This window comes from Streptomyces sp. TLI_146 (genome assembly GCF_002846415.1).
Classification (GTDB): Bacteria; Actinomycetota; Actinomycetes; order Streptomycetales; family Streptomycetaceae; genus Streptomyces.
Genome location: NZ_PJMX01000001.1, coordinates 4,040,791 through 4,064,377 on the forward strand (window position 1 = coordinate 4,040,791; position 23,587 = coordinate 4,064,377).

The following is a 23,587-nucleotide window of genomic DNA, read 5'->3' on the forward strand; positions in this document are numbered from 1 at the left end:
TTGGCGGCGTGCGCCGCGTGCCGCTGTGCCCACCCTTGCCGCCCCAGCGGCACGATTGCCCACAGCCAAGTAGGTAACGGACCCCAGGAGGCCCTGTGACACCCGTCGTCGCCGTGACCGGAGCCAGTGGAGCCATCGGCGGGCGGGTGGCCCGGCGGCTTGCCGAGCGGGGGGTGGCGACCCGGCTGGTCGGGCGCAGCCCCGAGCGGCTGCCCGACCTGCCCGGGGCCGTCAAGGCCCCGGCCGCCGCCTTCGGGGACGGGGACGCCATGCGAGACGCGCTCGCGGGGGCCGGGGTCCTGCTGATGGTGTCGGCGCACGAGAGCCCCGGCCGCGTCCAGGAGCACATCACCGCCGTGGACGCGGCCGTCGCCGCGGGCGTGCGGCGCATCGTGTACGTGTCGTTCCTCGGCGCCGCCCCCGACGCCGCGTTCACCTTCGCGCGCGACCACTGGCACACCGAGCGGTACATCCGGGACACGGGTCTGGCGTACACGTTCCTGCGGGACAGCCTGTATCTGTCCGGGCTCGCCGCGATGGCGGGCCCGGACGGGGTGATCCGGGGCCCCGCCGGGGACGGCCGGGTCTCGGGCGTGGCGCACGACGACATCGCGGACGTGGCGACGGCCGTGCTGCTGGAGGAGGGCCACGACGGTCTCGCCTACGACGTCACCGGGCCCGAGGCCCTCACCCTCGCCGACGTGGCCGCGGAGCTCGGCCGGGTCACCGGCCGGGAGATCGCCTATGTGCCCGAGACCCGCGAGGAGGCCTTCGCCTCACGGGCCGGGTACGGCGCCGAGGAGTGGGAGGTCACCGGCTGGGTGAGCTCGTACGAGGCGATCGCCGCCGGGGAGATGGCGACGGTCGCCGACACCGTGCCCCGGCTGGCGGGACACGCGGCGCAGTCGTTCGCCGCGTACCTGGACGCCCACCCCAGGGCCTACCGGCACTTGATGCCCTGACGCCAGACGTCGCTGATCAGCGGCACCCCGGGCCGGTAGGCGAGGTGGACGTGGCTCGGGGCGTCGAGCAGCGCGAGGTCGGCGCGGGCGCCGGGCGCGATCCGGCCGACGTCGGTACGGCGCAGCGCGGCGGCGCCACCGGCCGTGGCGGCCCAGACGGCCTCGTCCGGGGTCATCCTCATGTCCCGCACGGCGAGCGCCACGCAGAACGGCATCGAGGACGTGAACGAGGACCCCGGGTTGCAGTCCGTGGACAGCGCGACCGTCACCCCCGCGTCGAGCAGCCGCCGGGCGTCGGGCCACTGCGCGCGCGTGGAGAACTCCGCGCCGGGGAGCAGCGTGGCGACGGTGGAGCCGTTCGCCAGCGCGTCGACGTCGGCGTCGGTGAGGTGGGTGCAGTGGTCGGCGCTGGCGGCGTCGAGCTCGACGGCGAGCTGGACGCCGGGGCCGTACGAGAGCTGGTTGGCGTGGACGCGGGGGATCAGGCCCTTCGCCTTGCCCGCGAGGAGGACCGCCCGGGCCTGGTCCCCGTCGAACGCGCCCTTCTCGCAGAAGACGTCGACCCAGCGGGCGTACGGGGCGCAGGCGTCGAGCATCTCGCCGGTGACGAGCTCGACGTAGGCGGCGGGGTCGTCGGCGTACTCCGGCGCCACGATGTGCGCCCCGAGGTAGGTGACCTCGTCCGTGTGCTCGGCGGCGATGCGCAGGGCGCGGGCCTCGTCCTCGACGGTGAGGCCGTATCCGGACTTGGTCTCGAACGTGGTGGTCCCCTGCCGCAGGGCCTCGCCGATGTACCGGGCGACGTTCGCACCCAGCTCGGCGTCGGTGGCGGCGCGGGTGGCGGCGACGGTGGTCCGGATCCCGCCCGCCTTGTACGGCTGCCCCGACATCCGGGCGTTGAACTCCTGGGTGCGGTCACCGGCGAAGACGAGGTGGGAGTGGGAGTCGACGAAGCCGGGGATCGCGGCGTGGCCGTTGGCGTCGTGGGTGGCGTCAGCGGCGGGGGCGTCCGCGCTCCGCCCGACCCAGGCGATGGTGTCGCCCTCGATCACGACGGCGGCGTTCTCGACGAGGCCGAGGGGGGTGGGGCCGAGGGTGGGGTCGTTGGTGACGAGGGTGGAGATGTTGGTGACGAGGGTGCTCACGGGTGCTGGCTCCTGTCGGTGGTCCGGTGTTCGTCTGCGGTCCGGCGGGTGGCTGGTCGCGCAGTTCCCCGCGCCCCTGAGATGCGCCCCTTCGGGGCGCCCCTTTAGGGGCGCGGGGAACTGCGCGAGCAACCCAGCACAGTCCGCAGACGAAGCGCCGAGCCGCCCGGCCGAGGGCTTACGGGAAGGGGCGGGGTGGGGGCTTAATCCCGTAGGGACGCGATGGCCGTCGCCAGGGCCGCCCCCACGTCCGGGACCGCCGCGTGCACCCCGTCCCGCACCACCTCACGTCCCCCCACCACCACATGCCGTACATCCGCCGCAGACCCCGCGAACACCGCCGTCTCCGCGCCAAGGCGCGGCACCGCACCCGCCGTGCGGGGCGACGACAGGTCCAGGGTCGCCAGGTCGGCGAGCGCGCCCGGCGCGATCCGCCCCGCGTCGCCCCAGCCCAGCGCCGCGTGCCCGTCCGCGGACGCCGCCCGCAGCAGCGCGGCCGCCGTCCAGTGCCCCCGCGTCCGCGTCCGCAGCCGCTCGTTCAGCTCCATCGCCCGCGCCTCCTCCAGGAGGTCGATCACGGCGTGGCTGTCGCTGCCCAGCGAGAGCGGGGATCCGGCGCGCTGGAGGGCGACGGCGGGGCCGATGCCGTCGGCCAGGTCCCGTTCCGTCGTCGGGCACATGCACGTGCCCGTCCCGGACCCGCCGAGCAGCGCGATGTCCTCGTCGGTGAGGTGGGTGTTGTGGACGCCCGTCGTCCGCGCGCCCAGCACCCCGTGGTCCGCGAGCAGCCGCGTCGGGGTGCGGCCGTGCGCGGCCAGGCACGCCTCGTTCTCCGCGATCTGCTCGGAGAGGTGGACGTGCAGCGGCGCCTCCCGCTCCTCGGCCCACGCCGCGACGGTACGCAACTGGTCCGCGGGCACGGCCCGTACGGAGTGGACCGCCGCTCCGATCCGTACGCCGTCACGCGGCTTCAGGAGGGACACCCGCTCGGCCCACGCCTGCGCGGTGCCGTCGGAGAACCGCAGCTGGTGCGTGTTCGGCGGCTCGCCGAAGCCGGAGGACAGATACGCCGTGTCGAGCAGCGTGATCCGGATCCCGGCGTCGGCCGCGGCCGCGATCAGCGCCTCGCCCATCGCGTTCGGGTCGGCGTACGGCGTGCCGCCGGGCGCGTGGTGGAGGTAGTGGAACTCGCCCACCGCCGTGATCCCGGCCAGCGCCATCTCCGCGTACACGGCCCGCGCGAGCGCGTGGTACGACTCGGGTGTGAGCCGCGCCGCGACCGCGTACATCGTCTCGCGCCAGGTCCAGAACGTGCCCGAGCCGACCTGGACCGTGCCGCGCAGGGCCCGGTGGAAGGCGTGCGAGTGGGCGTTGGCCAGGCCCGGCAGGGTGAGGCCGCGCAGGGCGACGGCGCCGGGGGGCGGCGCCTCGACTCCCTTGCGGACGGCGGAGATCCGGCCGTCCGCCACCTCCACCAGCACGCCCGGTTCGACCTCGGGGTCGAGCCAGGCGTGCTCCAGCCAGTACGACGTCACCTGCACGCCAGGCCCTCCAGTACGTCGGCGAGTGCGAGCACCCCGGCCACGCAGTCGTCCTCGCCGGCGAACTCGGCCGGGGAGTGCGAGACGCCGGTGGGGTTGCGTACGAACAGCATGGCGGTCGGGACCGTCCCGGAGAGGATTCCGGCGTCGTGTCCAGCGCCGGTGCCGAGGACGGGGGTGTGCCCGCCGAGGATCTTCGCGAGCTCGTCGCGCAGGGCGTGCCCGAACTCGACGACGGGCGTGAACGACTCCCGTACGACGGTCAGGTCCACACCGTCGCGGGCGGCGCGGTCCCGGGCGGCCGCCTCGATCGCCGCGACGACCGTGTCCAGGGTCTGCTGGTCGGCGGCGCGCGAGTCCAGCCAGCCGCGCACCAGCGACGGGATGGCGTTGACGCCGTTCGGCTCGCAGGAGATCTTGCCGAAGGTGGCGACCGCGCCCGCGAGTTCGGCCTCGCGGCGGGCGGCGAGGACCGTCTCGGCGTACGTGAGCATCGGGTCGCGCCGGTCCACCAGGCGGGTGGTGCCCGCGTGGTTGGCCTCCCCGGCGAAGTCGAACCGCCAGCGGCCGTGCGGCCAGATCGCCGAGGCGATGCCGACGGCGTCGCCGCTGAGGTCCAGGGCGCGGCCCTGTTCCACGTGCAGCTCGACGAACGCGCCGATACGGGCGAGGCGTTCGGGGTCGGGGCCGATGGCGTCCGGGTCGTACCCGGCGCGCTCCATCGCCTGCGGCAGGCTGATCCCGTCGCCGTCGCGCAGCCGGTGCGCGGCCTCCACGGTCAGCTGCCCGGCGGCCAGCCGCGAGCCGACGCAGGCGAGGCCGAAGCGGGCGCCCTCCTCGTCGCCGAAGTTGACGAGGGCGAGGGGGCGGGTGGGTACGGCTCCCCGTCGCCGCAGCTCGTCGAGCGCGGCGAACGCGGAGACGACGCCGAGGGGGCCGTCGAAGGCGCCGCCGTCCGGGACGGAGTCCAGGTGCGACCCGGTGACGACGGCGTCCCCGGCGGTGGGGTCGCCGTCCCAGGCCCACTGGTTCCCGTTCCGGTCGACCTCATAGGTCAGCCCGCGGGCGTCGGCCTGCGCGCGGAACCACTCCCGGCACTCGGCGTCGGCGCCGCTCCAGGCGAACCGGCGGTACCCACGGGTCCCGGCGTCCCGCCCGATGGGGGCGAGCTCGCGCCACATCTCGTGGAACGAGGGAGTCTCCCCCACCCCGCCCCTTCCCGAAACGCTCCGCGGGTGGGGGTGAGCAGAGGAAGGGGCGCCACCCGGGGGCTCCGCCCCCGGACCCCCGAGCGGGGGCTGCGCCCCTTCAGGGCCCCGGTCCGTTCCCGCGCCATCCGCGGACCGTGCGTGGCCGGTCGCGCAGTTCCCCGCGCCCCTTACGGGGCCCGGAGCGGGCATACCCAGCCCGTCCGGCGTTTGAGGACGAGCGCCGTTCAGGCGCGACTGGGGGGCCGGGGGCGCAGCCCCCGGTTCAGGAAGGGGCGGGACCGGGGACGAGCTCACTGGCCCTCGCCCTCCCGCATCGGCACCCGCACGCCCCGCTCGTCCGCGACCGACTCCGCGATGTCGTAGCCCGCGTCGACGTGGCGGATGACGCCCATACCGGGGTCGTTCGTCAGCACCCGGCGGATCTTCTCGCCCGCCAGCGCCGTGCCGTCGGCCACCGTGACCTGGCCCGCGTGGATGGAGCGGCCCATGCCGACGCCGCCGCCGTGGTGCAGGGAGACCCAGGACGCGCCGGAGGCGACGTTGACCATGGCGTTCAGGAGCGGCCAGTCCGCGATCGCGTCCGAGCCGTCGAGCATCGCCTCGGTCTCGCGGTACGGGGACGCCACCGAGCCGCAGTCCAGGTGGTCGCGGCCGATGGCCAGCGGGGCCGCCAGCTCGCCCGACGCCACCATGTCGTTGAAGCGCTCGCCCGCCTTGTCGCGCTCGCCGTAGCCGAGCCAGCAGATGCGCGCGGGCAGGCCCTGGAAGTGGACGCGCTCGCCCGCCATCTTGATCCAGCGGTGCAGGGACTCGTTCTCCGGGAACAGGTCCAGGATCGCCTTGTCCGTCTTGGCGATGTCGGAGGCCTCGCCGGACAGGGCGGCCCACCGGAAGGGGCCCTTGCCCTCGCAGAAGAGCGGGCGGATGTACGCGGGGACGAAGCCGGGGAAGGCGAACGCCCGGTCGTACCCGGCCAGCTGGGCCTCGCCGCGGATCGAGTTGCCGTAGTCGAAGACCTCGGCGCCCGCGTCCATGAAGCCGACCATCGCCTCGACGTGCTTGGCCATGGACTCACGGGCGCGGGTGGTGAAGCCCGCCGGGTCCTTGGCGGCCGCGTCGGCCATGTCGTCGAAGTCGACGCCGATCGGCAGGTACGCCAGCGGGTCGTGCGCCGACGTCTGGTCGGTCACGATGTCGATCGGCGCGCCCTCGGCCAGCATCTGCGGCAGCAGCTCCGCCGCGTTGCCGAGCAGGCCGATGGAGAGCGGGCGACGGGCGTCGCGCGCCTCGACCGCCAGCTCGAGCGCGTGCCGCAGGTTGTCGGCCTTGACGTCCAGGTAGCGGTGCTCGATGCGGCGCTCGATGGCGCGCGGGTCCACGTCGATGCAGATCGCGACGCCGTCGTTCATCGTCACGGCGAGCGGCTGCGCGCCGCCCATGCCGCCGAGCCCGGCGGTGAGCGTGATGGTCCCGGCGAGCGTGCCGTTGAACTTCTTCGCGGCGACGGCCGAGAACGTCTCGTAGGTGCCCTGGAGGATGCCCTGGGTGCCGATGTAGATCCACGAACCGGCCGTCATCTGGCCGTACATGGTGAGGCCGAGGGCCTCCAGGCGGCGGAACTCCTCCCAGTTCGCCCAGTCGCCCACCAGGTTGGAGTTGGCGATCAGGACGCGCGGGGCCCACTCGTGGGTCTGCATCACGCCGACCGGGCGGCCCGACTGGACGAGCATCGTCTCGTCCTGCTTGAGGGTCCTGAGCGTGCGCACCATCGCGTCGAAGGAGCGCCAGTCGCGCGCGGCCTTGCCGGTGCCGCCGTAGACGACGAGCTTGTCGGGGTGCTCGGCCACCTCGGGGTCGAGGTTGTTCTGGAGCATCCGGAGGGCGGCTTCCTGCTGCCATCCCAGGGCGCTCAGTTCCGTACCGCGCGGTGCCCGTACGGGGCGGGGTCCTGACATGGCGAGGCCTCCTCACGACGTGACTCAGATATTCACATCCTGGACGTCTGAATAGAACTAGTCAATAGACCGGTGGAGGGGAACGGGGACCGGTAGAGGGGAAAGGCCGCCGGGGCGCGGAAATCGGGGCGTATTCCTGCGCCGCCGCACCGCCGGTGCTTGGCTTGATCCCATGACCGACACACCGGCGGCGGCGCGCCGCGACCAGGCCGTGCGGGCGGCCGTGGAGCAGGGGATCGTCGGTCCGGACGCCCCGCTCGCCGCCCTCCTCGACGTCACCGGCATCCGGCGCGGCGCGGCCGCGCTGACCTCGGCCTTCGCGGCCGTGACCGACGCGCCCGTGCTGCACGCCTTCGCCGTCAAGGCGTGCCCGCTGGTGCCTGTGCTGCGGCTGCTGGCGGCCGAGGGGCTGGGCGCGGAGGTCGCCAGCCCCGGCGAGCTGGCGCTGGCCCGCGCCGCCGGGATCGGGCCCGGCCACACCGTTCTGGACTCCCCCGCCAAGACCCCCGCCGAGCTGCGCGAGGCGCTCGCGCTCGGCATCGCCGTCAACGCCGACAACCCGCAGGAGCTGGCCCGCCTGGACGCGCTCGTCGCCTCCGGCGGGACCGCCTCGCCGCTGGGCCTGCGGATCAACCCGCAGCTGGGCGCGGGGTCCATCGGCGCGCTCTCGACGGCGACGCCGACCTCCAAGTTCGGGGTGGGGCTGCGGGACGAGGGGGCGCGGGAGTGGATCGTCGAGGCGTACGCGGCCCGCCCCTGGCTCACCCGGCTGCACACCCACGCGGGCTCCCAGGGCGTGCCGCTCGCCCTGATGGCGGAGGGCGTACGGGCGGCCCACGAGCTGGCCGAGGAGGTCAACGCGCGCGTGGGCCGCCGCCAGATCGACACGGTCGACCTCGGCGGCGGGCTGCCGGTGAACTTCGCCTCGGACGAGGAGAGCCCCACGTACGAGGAGTACGCGCGGCTGCTGCGCGACCGGGTCCCCGGCCTCTTCGACGGCTCGTACGCGCTGGTGACCGAGTTCGGCCGGTCGCTGCTCGCCAAGCACGGGACGGTGCTGGCGCGGGTGGAGTACGCGAAGACGTCCGGGGGGCGGCCCATCGCGGTCACCCATGCGGGCGTCCAGATCGCGGCCCGTACGGTGTACGCGCCCGCGTCCTGGCCGCTGCGGATCGCCGCGTACGGAGTGGAGGGCCGCCCCAAGTCCGGCCCGCCCGTCCTCCAGGACGTGGCCGGCCCGGCCTGCTTCGCGGGCGACCTGCTGGCCGAGGCGCGGCTGCTGCCGCGGCTGGAGCAGGGGGATTACGCGGCGGTGCTGGACACCGGGGCGTACTACTTCGCCCACCACTACGCGTACAACAGCCTCGCCAGGCCGGGCGTCTACGGCTTCACGACATCACCGTCGGGCGTCCGCTTCGCGGTGGTCCGGGAGCCGCAGTCCCTGCGGGAGATCGTGGCGGAGTCGGGGGGTGCGACGCCGGACGCGCTGCTCTTCTAGGCATGCCGCACGCGTGCGGGCCGTCTGGGGCGCGCCCCTTCTGGGCCCGGTGTTCGTCTGCGGGTGTGTGGTGGGTTGCTCGCGCAGTTCCCCGCGCCCCTGGGGGGGGGTCGGCCGCAGCCGGAGAACCAAGCTCAGCCACAGGCTTTCAGGGGCGCGGGGAACTGCGCGACCAGCCCACCACCGGGCCGCACACGAACGAGGGTTTCCAGGGGCGCGAGGAACTGCGCGACCAGCCCGCCACCGGGCCGCACACGAACGAGGGTTTTGAGGGGCGCGGGGAACTGCGCGACCAGCCACCCCCCGGGCCGCAGACGAAAACGCGCCCCCCGGGGGCTTACGGGGCTACTCCACGAACAAACCCCGCCCCGCGGCCCCCGCGTCGAACTCCTCCAGGCGGGCCTGCGCGTCCGGGAGGTCGTCGCACATCGCCTCCAGGAGGACACGGCCCAGCAGCATCGGCGCGCAGGCCGTGTCGAACGCGAGGCCCGTGCCGACGGCGGCCGGGATCAGCAGGTCGCTGTGGCGCGCCACCGGCGCGAACGCGGAGTCGGCCACCGTGACGACGGCGAGCCCCTTGCCGCGCGCGTACTCCAGCGCGTCCACCACCTCCCGGGGATGCCGCGGCAGCGCGAAGCACAGCAGCGCCGACGCCCCGGCCCGGTGCGCCGCGTCGATGCGGTCCACCAGCATCGAGCCGCCCTCGTCGAGCAGCCGTACGTCGGGATGGACCTTGGCCGCGAAGTAGGCGAAGCCGCGCGCCTGCGAGGAGGCCGCGCGCAGCCCGAGCACCGGCAGCGGCCGGGACGCGGCGAGCAGCCGTCCGGCCTCCTCGACCGGCGCCGGGTCCGCGAGCAGGCCCGCCAGGTGCCGCAGGTTCTCGATCTCGGCCTGGACCGCCTGCTGGTACTCGTTGTACTCGTCCTCGCCCGCCTCCGGCGACGCCGCGGGCACCACCTCGCGCAGATGGCGGCGGAGCGCCGGGTACCCGTCGAAGCCGAGCGCGACCGCGAACCGCGTCACCGACGGCTGGCTCACCCCGGCCAGCTCGGCCAGCTCCACGCTCGACAGGAACGGCACGTCGGCGGCCCTGCGCACCATGGAGTGGGCGATCCGCCGCTGGGTCGGCGTCAGCCGGCGCCCCTCGAAGAGCTGTTGCAGCCGTGCGGCAGGCCCGTCGCTCATGCCGTCCCCCCTTCGTCACGCCCGGAGCTCCGCACGCCCGGAGCTCCACGATATTCAGTCGCCCAGCACTCTGCATGACCATATGCAGACGGGCAAGTACGGGGGCTATCCCCACTGCGCCCGCGCCGCCCGCTCCGTACCGTGGGGAAACATGGAAGCCCGCGACGCCGACCTGAGAAAAGAACTCGACGCCACCCTGCACGCCCGCAGGGAGCTCGGCGAGGAGTACGAGCCCGCGCTCGTCGACTCCTTCCTGGAGAAGGTGGAACAGCGCCTGGACCCGGCGATCGACCGCCGGGTGCGGCGCCAGCTCGCCGAACAGCAGATGGTGGTGGCCCGCGGCGGCCGCCCGTCCGGCCAGACCCCCGACATGGGCTTCGCCGAGCGCTTCGGATTCGGCATGATCTCGCTGGTCCTCGCCATCCCGCTGTCCGCGATCGGCGCCGTGAACGCGGGGCTGAGCGGCCTCTTCGTCACCTGGCTCGGCATCTTCGCCGTGAACGCCGTGCACGCCGCCCGCCCGTGGCCGTGGCCGCGCCGCCACCGCGCCGACGGCGACACCGACTGACGTACGCGACTGGCGTAGGCGACTGGCGTACGCATGGGTGAGCGCGGGGACCGCCGCACCCCCGGTCGCCCGGGGGGCGGGACGACGGCGGTCCCCGCGCGGGACACGGTCCCGGGTCAGGGCCGGTCGCCGCGTCCTGGGCGTCGGGAGGTCCGGGAGCCGCTCCGGAGGTCCTTGACGCCGCTGGTGGTGCCGGCCGGGTCTCCCCCGCCGACATCCACCAATGTGCCGCACTCGTGTTAAGCCGGTGCTGCGCGGACATGTCGCGCTCGTACCATTTCCGCGACCAACACGACGGACCGTCAACTGACGCGGGGCGTACGGCGCTCGGGCGTACGGACGTCAGGGGTGGGCCGGGTGCGCCGGGTGCGCGGTGGACGGCTCGGTGGCGGTCACCCGCCGCCGCCGGCGGTGCTTGAGCAGCGCCCAGGGCGCGCGGGCCCCGCTGACCTCGGTGCCGGGCTCCGCCGCCGCCTCGGCCGCCGCCTTGGCGACCGGCAGGATGTCCTCGTCGCGGTCCGCGTCCAGCCGGTCGGCGTCCGGCCACAGCCCGAGCGAGGCGCAGAGCGTGGGAAGGACGGCCATCGCGGCCGTCGCGTACCCCTCGGCCGACGGGTGGTAGTTGTCCGGCCCGAACAGCTCGCGCGGGTTCGCCTCGAACTCGGGGCCGAGCAGATGGCCCAGCGAGACCGTCCGCCCGCCCTGCTCGACCACCACGATCGTCTGCGCGGCCGCGAGCTGGCGCGAGACCCGGCGGGCCAGCCAGCGCAGCGGCTGGTAGACCGGCTCCACCGAGCCGAGGTCGGGGCAGGTCCCGACGACCACCTCGGCGCCCGCCGTCCGCAGCCGCCGCACCGCACCCGCCAGATGGCGTACGGAGGCGGTGAGCGGCATCCGGTGGGTGACGTCGTTCGCGCCGATCATGATCACGCAGACGTCGGGGATCCGGACCGGGTCCGCCAGCAGCAGCGAGACCTGGCGGTCCAGGTCGTCCGACTGCGCGCCCGGCTGGGCCACGTTCCGCAGCGTGACCATCTGCTCGGCCACCGCCGCCAGCCCCGAGGCGAGCAGCGCGCCCGGGGTCTGCCCGGCCCGCCGCACGCCCTGTCCGGCGGCCGTGGAATCACCCAGGATGCCCATGCGCAGCGGCGGCGTGCCATTGGCGAAGGCCACCCCGTACAGCCCGTCGGCGCTCGGCGGGTGCGGGGCGGTGCCGCCGCCCACCGACCGTCTGGCCAGCGCCGCCTCGGCGAGCAGCACGCCGACCGCGGCCGTGGCGAGCAGCCCGATCCCGCCGCCGCCGAACGCCGCGCCCGCCGCGATCCGGCGGGCCACTCTCGCCCTCGAACCGGCCGAAACCCCGGCCGACACGGTCGACACACTCCCAGCCACCGCCACCTCCTTGGAGCCGTACATCAGCTACCTGCCCGGTGACAGGTGTCGCTCAATCCCGCCGTGAGGTGAACGGGCGCTCGCTCTGCGCATACGCTGGCGGCACCATCACGGAGACCCCGGAGACAACGGTGCAATTCCACGACTCGATGATCAGCCTCGTCGGCAATACCCCGCTGGTGAAGCTCAACAGTGTGACCGCGGGCATCCAGGCGACCGTCCTGGCCAAGGTCGAGTACTTCAACCCGGGCGGCTCGGTCAAGGACCGGATCGCCGTGCGCATGATCGAAGCGGCGGAGCAGAGCGGTGCGCTCAAGCCGGGCGGCACCATCGTGGAGCCCACCTCGGGCAACACGGGTGTCGGTCTCGCGATCGTGGCCCAGCAGAAGGGCTACAAGTGCATCTTCGTCTGCCCGGACAAGGTGTCGCTCGACAAGATCAACGTCCTGCGTGCGTACGGGGCCGAGGTCGTCGTCTGCCCGACGGCGGTCGACCCGGAGCACCCTGACTCGTACTACAACGTCTCGGACCGCCTGGTGCGCGAGACGCCCGGCGCCTGGAAGCCGGACCAGTACAGCAACCCGAACAACCCGCGCTCGCACTACGAGACCACCGGTCCGGAGCTGTGGGAGCAGACCGACGGGAAGATCACGCACTTCGTGGCGGGCGTCGGCACCGGCGGCACCATCACCGGCACCGGCAGGTACCTCAAGGAGGTCTCCGGCGGCTCCGTGCGCGTCGTCGGCGCCGACCCCGAGGGCTCGGTCTACAGCGGCGGCTCCGGCCGTCCGTACCTGGTCGAGGGCGTGGGCGAGGACTTCTGGCCCACCGCGTACGACCGTGAGGTCACGGACGAGATCGTCGCGGTCTCCGACAAGGACTCGTTCCAGATGACCCGCCGCCTCGCCAAGGAGGAGGGCCTCCTGGTGGGCGGCTCCTGCGGCATGGCGGTCGTGGCGGCGCTGCGGGTGGCCGAGGGCCTGGGCCCGGACGACGTGGTCGTCGTCCTGCTCCCGGACTCCGGCCGCGGCTACCTCTCCAAGATCTTCTCCGACGAGTGGATGGCCGGGCACGGCTTCCTGGAGGAGGCGGGCCCCTCGGCCCGTATCGGCGACGTCCTCGCCGACAAGGAGGGCGCGATGCCGTCGCTCGTCCACATGCACCCCGAGGAGACGGTCGGGGAGGCGATCGAGGTGCTGCGCGAGTACGGCGTGTCGCAGATGCCGATCGTCAAGCCCGGCGCGGGGCACCCCGACGTGATGGCCGCGGAGGTCATCGGCTCGGTGGTGGAGAAGGAGCTCCTGGCGGCGCTGTTCGCGCAGCGCGCCTCGCTCTCCGACCCGCTGGAGAAGCACATGAGCCCGCCCCTGCCGCAGGTCGGCTCGGGCGAGCCGGTCTCGGAGCTGATGTCGGTCCTGGGCGAGGCCGACGCGGCGATCGTCCTGGTGGAGGGCAAGCCGACGGGCGTGGTGAGCCGCCAGGACCTGCTGGCGTTCCTGGCGAAGTAGCGACCCCGCCTCCGCCCGGCCTCTGTCTGCGGCCGGGTGGTGGGCTGGTCGCGCAGTTCCCGCGCCCCTTGGGTAGTCCCCGGCAGCCGGAAATCCCAGCTCTGCCACCGATCCTTAGGGGCGCGGGCACACCCGCAGACGAAGGCCGCCCGCCGGAGGGCTTTCGGGAAGGGGCGGAGTGGGGGCTCCTGCCCCGGCAACCCGCCACCGGGCCGCAGACGAAGGCCGGGCCACAGCCACCGCCCTGAGCAACCGCTTAGAAAAGAGGCCCGCATCACACGCGTCGGCCGATGACCAATTCCGTACGTACGGGTAACTTCCCAGAGAGCCCGCCCGCTTAAAGCCTCTGGAGCCCCGATGCCCGAAGCCGTGATCGTCTCGACCGCCCGCTCCCCCATCGGCCGCGCCTTCAAGGGCTCGCTGAAGGATCTGCGGCCGGACGACCTCACCGCCACCATCATCCAGGCCGCACTCGCCAAGATCCCCGAGCTCGACCCGCGCGACATCGACGACCTGATGCTCGGCTGCGGCCTCCCCGGCGGCGAGCAGGGCCACAACCTGGGCCGCATCGTGGCCGTGCAGATGGGCATGGACCACCTGCCGGGCTGCACGATCACCCGCTACTGCTCCTCCTCGCTCCAGACCTCCCGCATGGCGCTGCACGCCATCAAGGCGGGCGAGGGCGACGTCTTCATCTCGGCCGGCGTCGAGATGGTGTCCCGCAGCGTGAAGGGGTCGAGCGACGGCCTCCCGGACACCCACAACCCGTTCTTCGCCGAGGCAGAGGCCCGTACCGCCGAGGTCGCCCAGAGCGAGGGCGCCTCCTGGCACGACCCGCGCGAGGACGGCCTGGTCCCCGACGCGTACATCGCGATGGGCCAGACCGCCGAGAACCTGGCGCGCGCCAAGGGCGTCACGCGCGCGGACATGGACGAGTTCGGCGTACGGTCGCAGAACCTCGCCGAGGAAGCCATCAAGAACGGCTTCTGGGAGCGCGAGATCACCCCCGTGACGACCCCGGACGGCACGGTCGTCTCGAAGGACGACGGCCCGCGCGCCGGCGTCACCGTGGAGGGCGTCCAGGGCCTCAAGCCCGTCTTCCGCCCCGACGGCCTGGTCACGGCGGGCAACTGCTGCCCGCTGAACGACGGCGCCGCCGCGCTGGTCATCATGAGCGACACCAAGGCGCGTGAGCTGGGCCTGACGCCCCTCGCCCGGATCGTGTCCACCGGCGTCACCGGCCTCTCGCCCGAGATCATGGGCCTGGGCCCGGTGGAGGCGTCGAAGCAGGCCCTCAAGCGCGCGGGCCTGACCGTCGGCGACATCGACCTGTTCGAGATCAACGAGGCGTTCGCCGCCCAGGTGATCCCGAGCTACCGCGACCTGGAGATCCCGCTCGACAAGCTGAACGTCAACGGCGGCGCCATCGCGGTCGGCCACCCCTTCGGCATGACGGGCGCCCGCATCACCGGCACGCTCATCAACTCCCTCCAGTTCCACGACAAGCAGTTCGGTCTGGAGACGATGTGCGTGGGCGGCGGCCAGGGCATGGCCATGGTCATCGAGCGGCTGAGCTGAGCTGAAGCGGAGGGTAGGGGTCGCCCGAGGAACGAGGGCGGCACCTGCCCGCAGCGGAAGCGAAGCGGAGCGCGACCAAGAACAACGCGCGCTTGAGCTGACGAGGCCCTACGCTGCGGCGGGGGGCATCTGCGGTGACTCGGCGGGGTGACCCCTTCCTGCACCGCGTGAACCCCACCGCGTCCGCTTCGTGACCGAATCTCCCCCAGGATGTGACGTATATCCCGGGGGAGATACGTTCCCGCAGGTCACGGCGTTTTCGGGGGTCGCGGGGATAAACCTCAGGCACAAAGACCTGTCCGTTTCGTGACGTAATGCACTGACAAGGGGAGCGGGCGCCCGACAAGCTGATGTAGGAAGTCGGGGAATCGTTTGAATCCGGGAGTAAGTCAGTGAGCGCCATGTCTCTTGCCCTGCTGCTGACCACGGCCGCTGCCACGGCCGTGGGCGCCGCTGCCCTGCACGCCGCCCACGGGCTGCGCAGGCAGGTCGTGGCGCTGCGCGCCGACCTCGCGGCCACGAACGCCGGCCGGTCCGCCACCGTGCCCCACCAGGCGCGCGGCGCGGAGACGCCGCTCGCCGAGATACGCGCGGCCGTCGCCGAGGCGCTGGCCGAGGAGCGCGAGCGCGAGCTCGCCGAGGCGCGGGCGTTCTGGGCGGCGCAGGAGGCGCGGGACGCGGCGGACGCCCCGTCGCTCCTGGGCGGCCTCTCCGGCCTCGGGGACGACGCCTCCCTGTTCCTCCCCCGGCAGGCCGACTTCGTCGGTCTGGAGGGCGTGGAGCTGGGCGCCGAGCCGTACGAGGAGTTCCCCGAGGACTCCCCGGAGCTCGCCGCGGCCCGCCGCCGCCACCCCTCGCACCCCGACTTCGTCCCGGTCCAGACGCCGGTCGTGGCCGACCACGAGTCCACGGTGGCGCGCCTGGAGGAGCTGGCCGAGGCCCGCACGGCCCTCGCGGACGTCCGCCCCGGCCCGCTCGGCACGCTCGACGTCTACGTCTTCACCGACGGCACCACGCTGTGCATGACCCCCGGCCACCGCGAGACCTCCGAACGCCTCGCCGAGGCCCTGCGCGAGGGCGACACCCCGGTGCTGCTCGGCGGCTCGGGGATCTCGGGCGCGTACGCCCTGACGTTCTCGTGCGGCGAGGAGAGCGTGTACATCCTGGCGGACCGGGTCATCGCGTCGCTGTGAGCGACTGCCGGACGGCCCGTCAGGTGCCCAGCGGCAGCGGCGTGACGAGCCGTGCGCGCTCGTACAGAACGCGAGCGTGCCGGTTCTTGAGATAGGGCCGGATGCGCTCGTACATCGTCGTGACGCGCTGGTCGCACTGCCCCGACTGGACGTGCGGGTAGATCTCCACCACCTGCTCCCAGGTGGCGCAGGCCGCCTCGAGGTGGCCCAGCTCCAGTTGGCGTTCGGCCATCATGGACAGGTAGCGCACGCGGTTCCGGCGGAACGTGTGGTGCCGGAGCTTGTCGGACTGCTCCAGCGCCTCGATGGAGCCCTTAACGTCTCCGAGCTCGTATCTGACCTGCCCCACGTGGTACGCCAGGGAGGACGGGTTGTACGACGCGAAGGTGGTGGCTCGCGACTCGGCCTTGTCCATCGCCGCCTCCGCCTCGCGCAGGTATGTCAGCGCGGCGTGGCGGTCGCCGATCTGCGCTGCGGCGTGGGCCTGCTGACCCGCGAGGAAGGCCCGCATCCGCGGCCCGGCCTGGGGAGACGCGGCCGCGGCCGAGTCGGCGAGCCGCATGGCTGTACGGCCGTGCCCCAGGTCGACCGCCTGGACACTCATTCCGCGCAGCGTGGTGCAGTACGTCAGGTGGTCCTTCGCCGCACCGGCGAGCTCCAGAGCCTTGAGGTAGTAACCCTGCGCCAGCCCGTGGAGCCCCTCGTCGACGGCCATGTAGCCGGTCAGGTAGCAGAGGTCCGACGCGGCCGACCGCATCGCGTCCTTCACCGGCTCGGGACCGTCGGCGCGCAGACCGGGGGCCACGATGTTGACCAGGAAGGCGGCAGCCATCGGACGCGCATACCGACCGCCGAACTCGTCGTCCAGGTCGGATACGCGCTCGGTCATCGCCACGACCATGTCGACGTCGGTCATGCCGATGCGCTTGATCTGCCCTGTCTGGATCGCCTCGGCCCGGCTCACCACTTCCGGCCAGCCGGGTACCGCCAGGGCGACGGAGAACAGCCCGACGCCGAGGACGCTGCGCCGTGACGGGTCCATGTCGCCCTTCCCCAGCTCGATCAGCCCGTCCACCGTATCCGGCAGAGTGGCGGGCCGATCGGCCGGAGCCACGAATCCGGCGTCGGCGGGGGTCACCGGACGATGGAGGCGGCGCGAGAACGCCTCAAGGATGATCCGCCGTACATCAGCGCGCGGAATCGTCCCGCCCAGCCAGTGATGGACGGCGGACGCGTTGTAGCGCAGGGTGGTACCGGTCTCCCCGCCCACCTGGTTCACGGCCCTGGCGCACTGGCTGAGGGTCCAGCCGCTCTCCGTGAACAGGCGTCGCAGGTGCTGGTTCGGTTCGCTCGCCATGATCGCTCAACTCCCGGCGCCCGTACGCCCGTTAAACGCATTAAAACCGCAGCGCCAGCGTAACGGTACTGCTGTGCGTGGTCACACGGTTGCGTAGAGGCAGGAGAGGCCAGTCGGGAAACGGAGCTGACGACCATGGCTGATGTCGAGTACCGGTGCTGGGTCACGGCCGTCCGGGCGGGCGCCGAGCCGTACGAGGAGAAGGCGTTCGGTGCCGCGCGCACCCCCTCGCTGCTCCTGGCCACGTCCTGGCTGCGCGCCCAGGCGTCGCTGCTCGCCTGGCGGCTGGAGCCGGATTCACCGGCCTCGGCTCAGCTCACCACCTGGCGCGACGACCCCAGAAGCCAGTGGCAGGTCTCCGAGGCCCTGGGCGCCGGGGACGGCGTCCGGTTCCGGGTCCGCCACGAGGAGACGACGTACGAGCTGGCGGCGGCGCGGGTGGGCGGGGCGCAGGAACCGCACGCGTGAGCGGCCCGCTACCCGAACGCGTTCCGGGACGCCTCCTCCACCAGCCCCACCGCCTCCGCCAGCGAGGCGGCCGGGGCCGCCCCCGTGCGCAGCGCCTCGGCCAAATCGCGGCCGGCCACCGCCACTTGGTCGGCCACCGCGAAGGCGCCCGCGTCCGGCATCACCCGGGGCTCGGCGTCCGGGGTCTCGGCGCGCTGCGCGCGGGTCGACAACTCCCTGGCCAGGGCGAGGCCCGTGGCGGCGGCGCCGCGGCGCAGGCGGCTCTCGGGGGCGGCCCGGAGGCGGTCGGCGAAGCGGTCCACGGCGGCGAGGAGCGGGGTGACATCTAGCACGCCGTGACCCTACGCGCCGCCCCGGGACTGTTGCCAATACGCGAACGCTCAGGCACGGTGGCGTGAAGGACCATCCCCCGCGTTCTCGGCCCCGCCCGAGCAGGGGACCCCCAGGCAATGCGTCCGGAGGCGCCGATGTCCCAACTCTTCTCCGAAGAAACCCATCGCAACCTGCTCTCCCGCATCCCCCATTGCACCGGTCGTGAAGTCTCCGACTGGCTCCGCACGGTAGACGAAGGCCCTTCCCTCGTACGGTTCGAGGAGAAGGTCAGCTGGCTCCGGAGCGAGCACGATCTCGCCTACGGCCACGCCAAAGCGATCATCCATGAGTACGACCTGAGGCGGGCCGCGCGCCGCCTGCTGTAGGACTCCAGGAAGGGAATCCCGTACGAGTGTGTGCTCCGCCCCGCCGATCCGACCCCCCGGCGGGGCGGAGCCCTGGACCGGGACGAGGCGCAACGCAACAAAGGGGCCCGCCCGGCTGCTGCCGGGCGGGCCCCTCCGTCACTGCGGTGCGGGCGTCAGTCGTCGCCCTGGAGAATCGCCACCAGACGCAGCATCTCCAGGTAGATCCAGACCAGCGACATCGTCAGACCGAACGCCGCCAGCCACGACTCCTCGCGCGGGGCGCCGTAGGTGATGCCGTCCTCGATCTGCTTGAAGTCGAGCGTCAGGAAGAAGCAGCCGATCAGGATGGCCAGCACGCCGACCGCGAAGCCGAGCGGGCCGAAGCTGCGCAAGCCCCCGCCGTCGGCGCCGCCGAAGGCGACGACCAGCAGGTTCACCATCATCACCAGGACGAAGGCGATCGCGATGGTCATACCGATGCGCGCGTACCGCGCGGTCACGCGGACCCAGCGCTGCTTGTACGCGAACAGCGTCGCGCCGGAGACCGCCAGCGTGCCCAGGACCGCCTGGAAGGGCGCACCCGACCAGCGCTCGTTGAACATCTCGCTGATCACGCCGAGGAAGATGCCCTCGAACGCGGCGTAGCCGATGATCAGCGCGGGGACGGGCTTCGCCTTGAACGACTGGATCATCGCGAGGACGAACGCCACCAGGGCGGCACCGATCGCCAGCCCGTAGCTGGTCGAGGAGACCGGCAGCAGGGCCCAGGCGAGGGCCGCGCCCGCGGCCACCACGCCCAGCGTGATCGCGGTGCGCGAGACGACGTCGTCCATCGTCATCACATTGCCGCGGGCCGGGGCCTGGGGGGCGCCGTACTGCGTGTCCTGCTGGGCGTAGGGGTTCGTCGCGTACGGATTCGTCGCGTACGGGTTCGTCGGTGCCTGCGCGTACGGGTTGCCCCCGGCCTGCGGCGCGGTGTTGAAGCCCGCGTAGCCGTTGTCGCGGCTGAACCCCCGTCGCGAGAAGACCGGGTTGCTGCTCCTCATCTCACTCCTCCATGGCCGCCGTGCGCGGCCTTGACGTCCAGGGTAATGGGAAAGCAAAACAATCACCCTAGTGCTCTGGGAGGATCTTTCCTCGCCAGGCGAGACGTACACCAGGGGGTCCGCGGTCACAAGAGTGCCACGGGAGGTGACGGGAGGGGCGTCGGCGGCGGGAGCGGGGCGCGCAGCGGCCCGGTGGTGCCGGGACGGGAGTCGGGGTGCGGGGCGGGAGGGCCCGGGGGCGCGGTAACTGTTTACCCACGCGTCACTCATTCGCCGGTAATCCGGCCGCGCCGGTCGTTCAGCGGCGGTTCCGCAGCCGTTCCGAGAGCGTTCCGCAGTCGTTTTGCGCACCGAATTATCGGTTCTTCCACCCCTCCCCCGAGGGGGCGAGAGGTGCCCGGAGCCGGACTTGAACCGGCACGGCCCTAGGGCCAGCGAGGTTTAAGCTCGCCGTGTCTGCATTCCACCATCCGGGCTGGTCGCGCGGTTCCTACGTTCGCCCGAAGAGCCTATCCGGGACGGCTCGCCCACACGGCGGAACAGCGGTTGATGTTGTCTTATTTTATTGGCGCTTGAGGGTGTGTCAGTCCGGCCCGAAACGGCTGCGGCACATGCCGGAGGCGGTTGGCAGGCATACCGGTCAGCCGGACTGTGCGTAGCGGAATGACGCGAATTCGCCTGCCGCTCCCGGACCGCCCGCGCGACCGGGGCCGGACGGGAGCGGCCAGGGGCGCCTCGGGGGTCGTGTCATACCCGAGGAGGAGGCGAGCGGCGCCCGTATAAGACTCAAGACGGCCCGGGAACGGGCACAGGGACTGACGTTCCGGGGGGCCGGCGGCATCGAGGATGGAGGAGTCCCCAGTTCCGGCTTCCGACAGGAGTCCTCCGTTGACCACCATCCCCACCGCACACCGCGCCACCGCGGTGGCCGCCCGCGCCACCGAGCTGTCGAAGGTCTACGGCACGGGCGAGACCCAGGTGGTCGCGCTCGACCGGGTGACGGTCGACTTCCGCCAGGGCGAGTTCACCGCGATCATGGGCCCGTCGGGCTCCGGCAAGTCCACGCTGATGCACTGCGTGGCCGGGCTCGACTCGTTCAGCTCCGGGTCGGTCCGCATAGGCGAGACCGAGCTCGGCTCGCTCAAGGACAAGCAGCTCACCCAGCTGCGCCGGGACAAGATCGGCTTCATCTTCCAGGCGTTCAACCTGCTGCCGACGCTGACCGCGGCCGAGAACATCACGCTGCCGATGGACATCGCCGGCCGCAAGCCGAACAAGCAGTGGCTGGACCAGGTCATCGACATGGTGGGGCTCTCCGGGCGCCTCTCCCACCGGCCCACCCAGCTCTCCGGCGGCCAGCAGCAGCGCGTGGCCGTGGCCCGTGCGCTGGCCTCCCAGCCCGAGATCATCTTCGGTGACGAGCCGACCGGAAACCTGGACTCGCGCTCGGGCGCCGAGGTCCTGGGCTTCCTGCGCAACTCGGTGCGCGAGCTCGGCCAGACCGTGGTCATGGTCACCCACGACCCGGTCGCCGCGTCGTACGCGGACCGCGTGATCTTCCTCGCCGACGGCCGCGTCGTCGACGAGATGCTCCACCCGAGCGCCGACGGCGTACTCGACCGCATGAAGGAGTTCGACGCCAAGGGGCGTACGAGCTGAACCCGCGGGCCACCGGCCCCGCTCGCCCCCTGTTCGAACCCCTCCAGGACTGAGAAAGCCCATGTTCAAAACCGCCCTGCGCAACGTGCTCGCGCACAAGGCCAGGCTGCTGATGACCGTGCTCGCCGTGATGCTCGGCGTGGCCTTCGTCTCCGGCACCCTCGTCTTCACCGACACCCTCAAGAGCGCCTTCAAGAACCAGTCGGCCAAGAGCTACGACAACGTGGCCGTGGCCGTCGAGTCGTTCGGCAGCCGGGACGACGACAAGCAGGACCCGGGCATCGGGAAGCAGACCCTGCGCAGGATCGAGGCCCTGGACGGGGTCACCTCGGTCAACGGGCGCGTCGACGGGTTCGCCGGGGTGGCCGACAAGAAGGGCAAGCTGATCGGCCAGGGCTGGGCCAACAAGGGCGGGAACTACTCCCCCGGCAAGGACGGCAAGGACCCGGCGTACACCTTCACCCAGGGCTCCGGGCCGGTCCGGGACGCGGACATCGCGCTCGACAAGGACACCGCGTCCAAGGGCGGGTACCAGGTCGGCGACCGGATCCGCGTCGCCACCAACGGGCCGGTGAAGACGTACACGCTCTCGGGCGTCTTCACCACCGAGGACGGCGGGGTCAACGCGGGCGGCAGCCTCGTCCTGTTCGACACCAAGGTCGCCCAGCAGCTCTACCTCAAGCCCGGGTTCTTCCAGAAGGTCAACGTCTCCGCGAAGCCCGGCACCGACGCCCAGAAGCTCCTCGACCAGGTCCTGCCGACGCTGCCCGAGCACGCCACGGCCCGCACCGGCCAGGCGCTCGCCGCCCAGGAGGCGGACGACATCGAGGAGGGGCTGAGCGCGCTCAGCCAGACGCTCCTCGCCTTCGCCGCCATCGCGCTCTTCGTCGGTATCTTCCTGATCTCCAACACCTTCACCATGCTGGTCGCCCAGCGCACCAAGGAGCTGGCCCTGATGCGGGCCGTCGGCGCCTCCCGCGCCCAAGTGCGGCGCTCGGTCCTCACCGAGGCGCTGGTCGTCGGCACGGTCGCCTCTGCGGTCGGCTTCGGGCTCGGCCTCGGGCTCGCGGTGGGGCTGCGCTCCGCGATGGACTCGTTCGGCGTGAAGCTGCCGGCCGGTTCGCTGATCGTCTCGTCCACCCCGGTGATCGCCGCGCTCGCCGTCGGTGTGATCGTCACCCTGATCGCCGCCCTGCTGCCCGCCTGGCGCGCCGCGAAGATCCCGCCGGTCGCCGCGATGAACAGCGTGCACGCCGCCGCGACCACCAAGTCGCTGGTCGTACGGAACACCATCGGCGCGATCATCGCCCTGGGCGGCTTCGGCGCGATCCTGGCCGGCGCGGGCGCCGGGCGGGACGGCAAGACCATGATCGGCTTCGGCGCCTTCCTCGCGCTGGTCGGCATCATCGTCCTGATCCCGCTGCTCTCGCGGCCGGTGATCGGCGCGGTGCGCCCGCTGCTGGCCCGCGCGTTCGGTGTCTCCGGCAAGCTGGCCAGCCAGAACGCGGTCCGCAACCCGCGCCGCACCGGCGCCACCGCCTCCGCGCTCGCCATCGGCCTGACCCTGGTCACCGCCCTGTCGGTGCTCGGCATCACGGTCGGCAAGGCGGTCGACAAGACCACCACGGACAACATCAAGGCCGACTACATGGTCGCGATGGCCAGCGGGGAACGGCTGGACAAGTCGGTCGTGCCGGAGCTGCGCAAGGCCCCGGGCGTCGTCGCGGCCTCGCCCAAGCAGGCCTCGTACCTGAAGGTCGACGGCGACTTCCGCTCGGTCACCGGCGTGACGCCGGGCGACATCGAGAAGGTGCTGAACGTCGAGGCGGTCTCCGGCTCGCTCGCCACCCTCGGCAAGGGGCAGCTCGCGATCGACGACGAGACGGCCGAGAAGCAGGGCTGGAAGCCGGGCACGCGGCTGCCGGTCGAGTTCGACGACAAGAAGAAGACGTCCCTCACGGTCGGCGCGGTCTTCAAGAAGCAGGAGTTCCTGGACCCGGTGCTCGCCGCGACCTCGGTCCTCGACCCGCACGAGAGCCGGCCGCACATCGAGTCCGTCTTCGTGAAGATGTCCGGCGGGGCCACCAAGGCCAATGAGCAGGCGCTGGTCAACGCGCTCGGCGACAACCCGGCGATCAGCTTCATGGACCAGCAGGACATCCGCGACACCTTCGGCGGCATGATCAACACCCTGCTGAACATCATGTACGGGCTGCTCGCGATGGCGCTGCTGATCGCGGTCCTCGGTGTCATCAACACGCTGGCCATGTCGGTCTTCGAGCGCCAGCAGGAGATCGGGATGCTGCGGGCGATCGGCCTGGACCGCTCCCGGGTCAAGCGCATGATCCGCCTGGAGGCCGTCGTCATCTCGGTCTTCGGCGCGGTCATCGGCACCGGCCTCGGCACCTTCCTGGCCTGGGCGATCGGCGAGACCATCAAGGGCTCGATCCCGGCGTACGCGCTGGTCATCCCGTGGGACCGGATCGCGCTGTTCCTCGCGCTCGCGGGCCTGGTGGGCGTGCTGGCCGCGATGTGGCCGGCCCGCAGCGCCGCGCGGCTGAACATGCTGACGGCGATCAAGACGGAGTAGCCGGTCCGGAACGCCAAAAGGGCCGGATCCCCTGGTGGGGGTCCGGCCCTT

General features: G+C 72.5%; 19 protein-coding genes and 1 tRNA gene. 10 read left to right on the top strand and 10 right to left on the bottom strand.

Translation table 11 applies throughout. The features are described from left to right. The first annotated feature begins 95 nt into the window (after positions 1–95). Positions 96–962, top strand: a complete 867-nt coding sequence (locus BX283_RS18165; protein WP_101388629.1) for an SDR family oxidoreductase — start codon at positions 96–98, stop codon at positions 960–962. On the opposite strand, the gene hutI is transcribed toward BX283_RS18165, so the two are convergent. The 4 genes from hutI to hutU all read right to left on the bottom strand — a co-directional run bounded on the left by hutI (position 941) and on the right by hutU (position 6,814). Further along, on the bottom strand, positions 941–2,107 hold the full coding sequence (gene hutI, locus BX283_RS18170) for an imidazolonepropionase (RefSeq protein ID WP_101388630.1): 1,167 nt from the start codon (positions 2,105–2,107) through the stop codon (positions 941–943). The genes BX283_RS18165 and hutI overlap by 22 nt on opposite strands. Positions 2,108–2,310: 203 nt before the next feature. Further along, positions 2,311–3,648, bottom strand: coding sequence for a formimidoylglutamate deiminase (locus tag BX283_RS18175; RefSeq protein ID WP_101388631.1), 1,338 nt, complete (start codon positions 3,646–3,648; stop codon positions 2,311–2,313). Further along, positions 3,639–4,829, bottom strand: coding sequence for an allantoate amidohydrolase (locus BX283_RS18180; RefSeq protein WP_101392428.1), 1,191 nt, complete (start codon positions 4,827–4,829; stop codon positions 3,639–3,641). Before BX283_RS18180 ends, BX283_RS18175 begins: the two co-directional genes overlap by 10 nt. 320 nt (positions 4,830–5,149) lie before the next feature. Next, a complete protein-coding gene (gene hutU, locus BX283_RS18185) occupies positions 5,150–6,814 on the bottom strand; it encodes a urocanate hydratase (protein ID WP_101388632.1) in 1,665 nt (554 codons plus the stop codon). A 172-nt stretch (positions 6,815–6,986) separates the two neighbouring features. Between hutU and BX283_RS18190 the strand changes: the two genes are divergently transcribed. After that, complete coding sequence (locus tag BX283_RS18190) at positions 6,987–8,312, top strand: diaminopimelate decarboxylase (RefSeq protein WP_101388633.1); 1,326 nt, start codon at positions 6,987–6,989, stop codon at positions 8,310–8,312. Positions 8,313–8,657: 345 nt separating this feature from the next. Here the strand turns inward: BX283_RS18190 and BX283_RS18195 are convergent, their stop codons facing one another. Next, positions 8,658–9,497 (bottom strand): MurR/RpiR family transcriptional regulator, encoded by an 840-nt coding sequence (locus BX283_RS18195; RefSeq protein WP_101388634.1) that lies wholly within the window; start codon positions 9,495–9,497, stop codon positions 8,658–8,660. A gap of 151 nt (positions 9,498–9,648) precedes the next feature. On the opposite strand from BX283_RS18195, the gene BX283_RS18200 reads away from it, so the two are divergent. Next, a complete protein-coding gene (locus BX283_RS18200; RefSeq protein ID WP_101392429.1) occupies positions 9,649–10,065 on the top strand; it encodes a hypothetical protein in 417 nt (138 codons plus the stop codon). A 342-nt stretch (positions 10,066–10,407) separates the two neighbouring features. Here BX283_RS18200 and BX283_RS18205 read toward each other — a convergent pair whose 3' ends face one another. Continuing rightward, positions 10,408–11,400, bottom strand: coding sequence for an SGNH/GDSL hydrolase family protein (locus BX283_RS18205; RefSeq protein WP_101392430.1), 993 nt, complete (start codon positions 11,398–11,400; stop codon positions 10,408–10,410). Between the two features lie 188 nt (positions 11,401–11,588). Between BX283_RS18205 and BX283_RS18210 the strand changes: the two genes are divergently transcribed. The 3 genes from BX283_RS18210 (at position 11,589) to BX283_RS18220 (ending at position 15,736) form a co-directional block, all read left to right on the top strand. Next, complete coding sequence (locus BX283_RS18210; RefSeq protein WP_101388635.1) at positions 11,589–12,965, top strand: cystathionine beta-synthase; 1,377 nt, start codon at positions 11,589–11,591, stop codon at positions 12,963–12,965. A 357-nt stretch (positions 12,966–13,322) separates the two neighbouring features. Beyond that, positions 13,323–14,543, top strand: coding sequence for an acetyl-CoA C-acetyltransferase (locus BX283_RS18215; protein ID WP_101388636.1), 1,221 nt, complete (start codon positions 13,323–13,325; stop codon positions 14,541–14,543). A gap of 401 nt (positions 14,544–14,944) precedes the next feature. After that, positions 14,945–15,736: a hypothetical protein gene (locus BX283_RS18220; protein WP_180357463.1), complete on the top strand. Its 792-nt coding sequence runs from the start codon at positions 14,945–14,947 to the stop codon at positions 15,734–15,736. Between the two features lie 19 nt (positions 15,737–15,755). Here the strand turns inward: BX283_RS18220 and BX283_RS18225 are convergent, their stop codons facing one another. After that, on the bottom strand, positions 15,756–17,093 hold the full coding sequence (locus BX283_RS18225; protein ID WP_101388637.1) for a tol-pal system YbgF family protein: 1,338 nt from the start codon (positions 17,091–17,093) through the stop codon (positions 15,756–15,758). Between the two features lie 135 nt (positions 17,094–17,228). Between BX283_RS18225 and BX283_RS18230 the strand changes: the two genes are divergently transcribed. Further along, complete coding sequence (locus BX283_RS18230; RefSeq protein WP_101388638.1) at positions 17,229–17,561, top strand: hypothetical protein; 333 nt, start codon at positions 17,229–17,231, stop codon at positions 17,559–17,561. Between the two features lie 8 nt (positions 17,562–17,569). Here the strand turns inward: BX283_RS18230 and BX283_RS18235 are convergent, their stop codons facing one another. Beyond that, positions 17,570–17,893, bottom strand: coding sequence for a hypothetical protein (locus BX283_RS18235; RefSeq protein WP_101388639.1), 324 nt, complete (start codon positions 17,891–17,893; stop codon positions 17,570–17,572). A gap of 135 nt (positions 17,894–18,028) precedes the next feature. On the opposite strand from BX283_RS18235, the gene BX283_RS18240 reads away from it, so the two are divergent. Next, a complete protein-coding gene (locus BX283_RS18240) occupies positions 18,029–18,259 on the top strand; it encodes a DUF4287 domain-containing protein (protein WP_101388640.1) in 231 nt (76 codons plus the stop codon). Between the two features lie 155 nt (positions 18,260–18,414). On the opposite strand, the gene BX283_RS18245 is transcribed toward BX283_RS18240, so the two are convergent. Beyond that, complete coding sequence (locus BX283_RS18245) at positions 18,415–19,287, bottom strand: Bax inhibitor-1/YccA family protein (RefSeq protein WP_101388641.1); 873 nt, start codon at positions 19,285–19,287, stop codon at positions 18,415–18,417. Positions 19,288–19,681: 394 nt separating this feature from the next. Continuing rightward, positions 19,682–19,763 (bottom strand) — tRNA-Leu (locus BX283_RS18250). A gap of 412 nt (positions 19,764–20,175) precedes the next feature. On the opposite strand from BX283_RS18250, the gene BX283_RS18255 reads away from it, so the two are divergent. After that, positions 20,176–20,946, top strand: a complete 771-nt coding sequence (locus tag BX283_RS18255; protein WP_101388642.1) for an ABC transporter ATP-binding protein — start codon at positions 20,176–20,178, stop codon at positions 20,944–20,946. A gap of 61 nt (positions 20,947–21,007) precedes the next feature. After that, a complete protein-coding gene (locus tag BX283_RS18260) occupies positions 21,008–23,536 on the top strand; it encodes an ABC transporter permease (RefSeq protein WP_101388643.1) in 2,529 nt (842 codons plus the stop codon). The last annotated feature ends 51 nt before the right edge of the window (positions 23,537–23,587 follow it).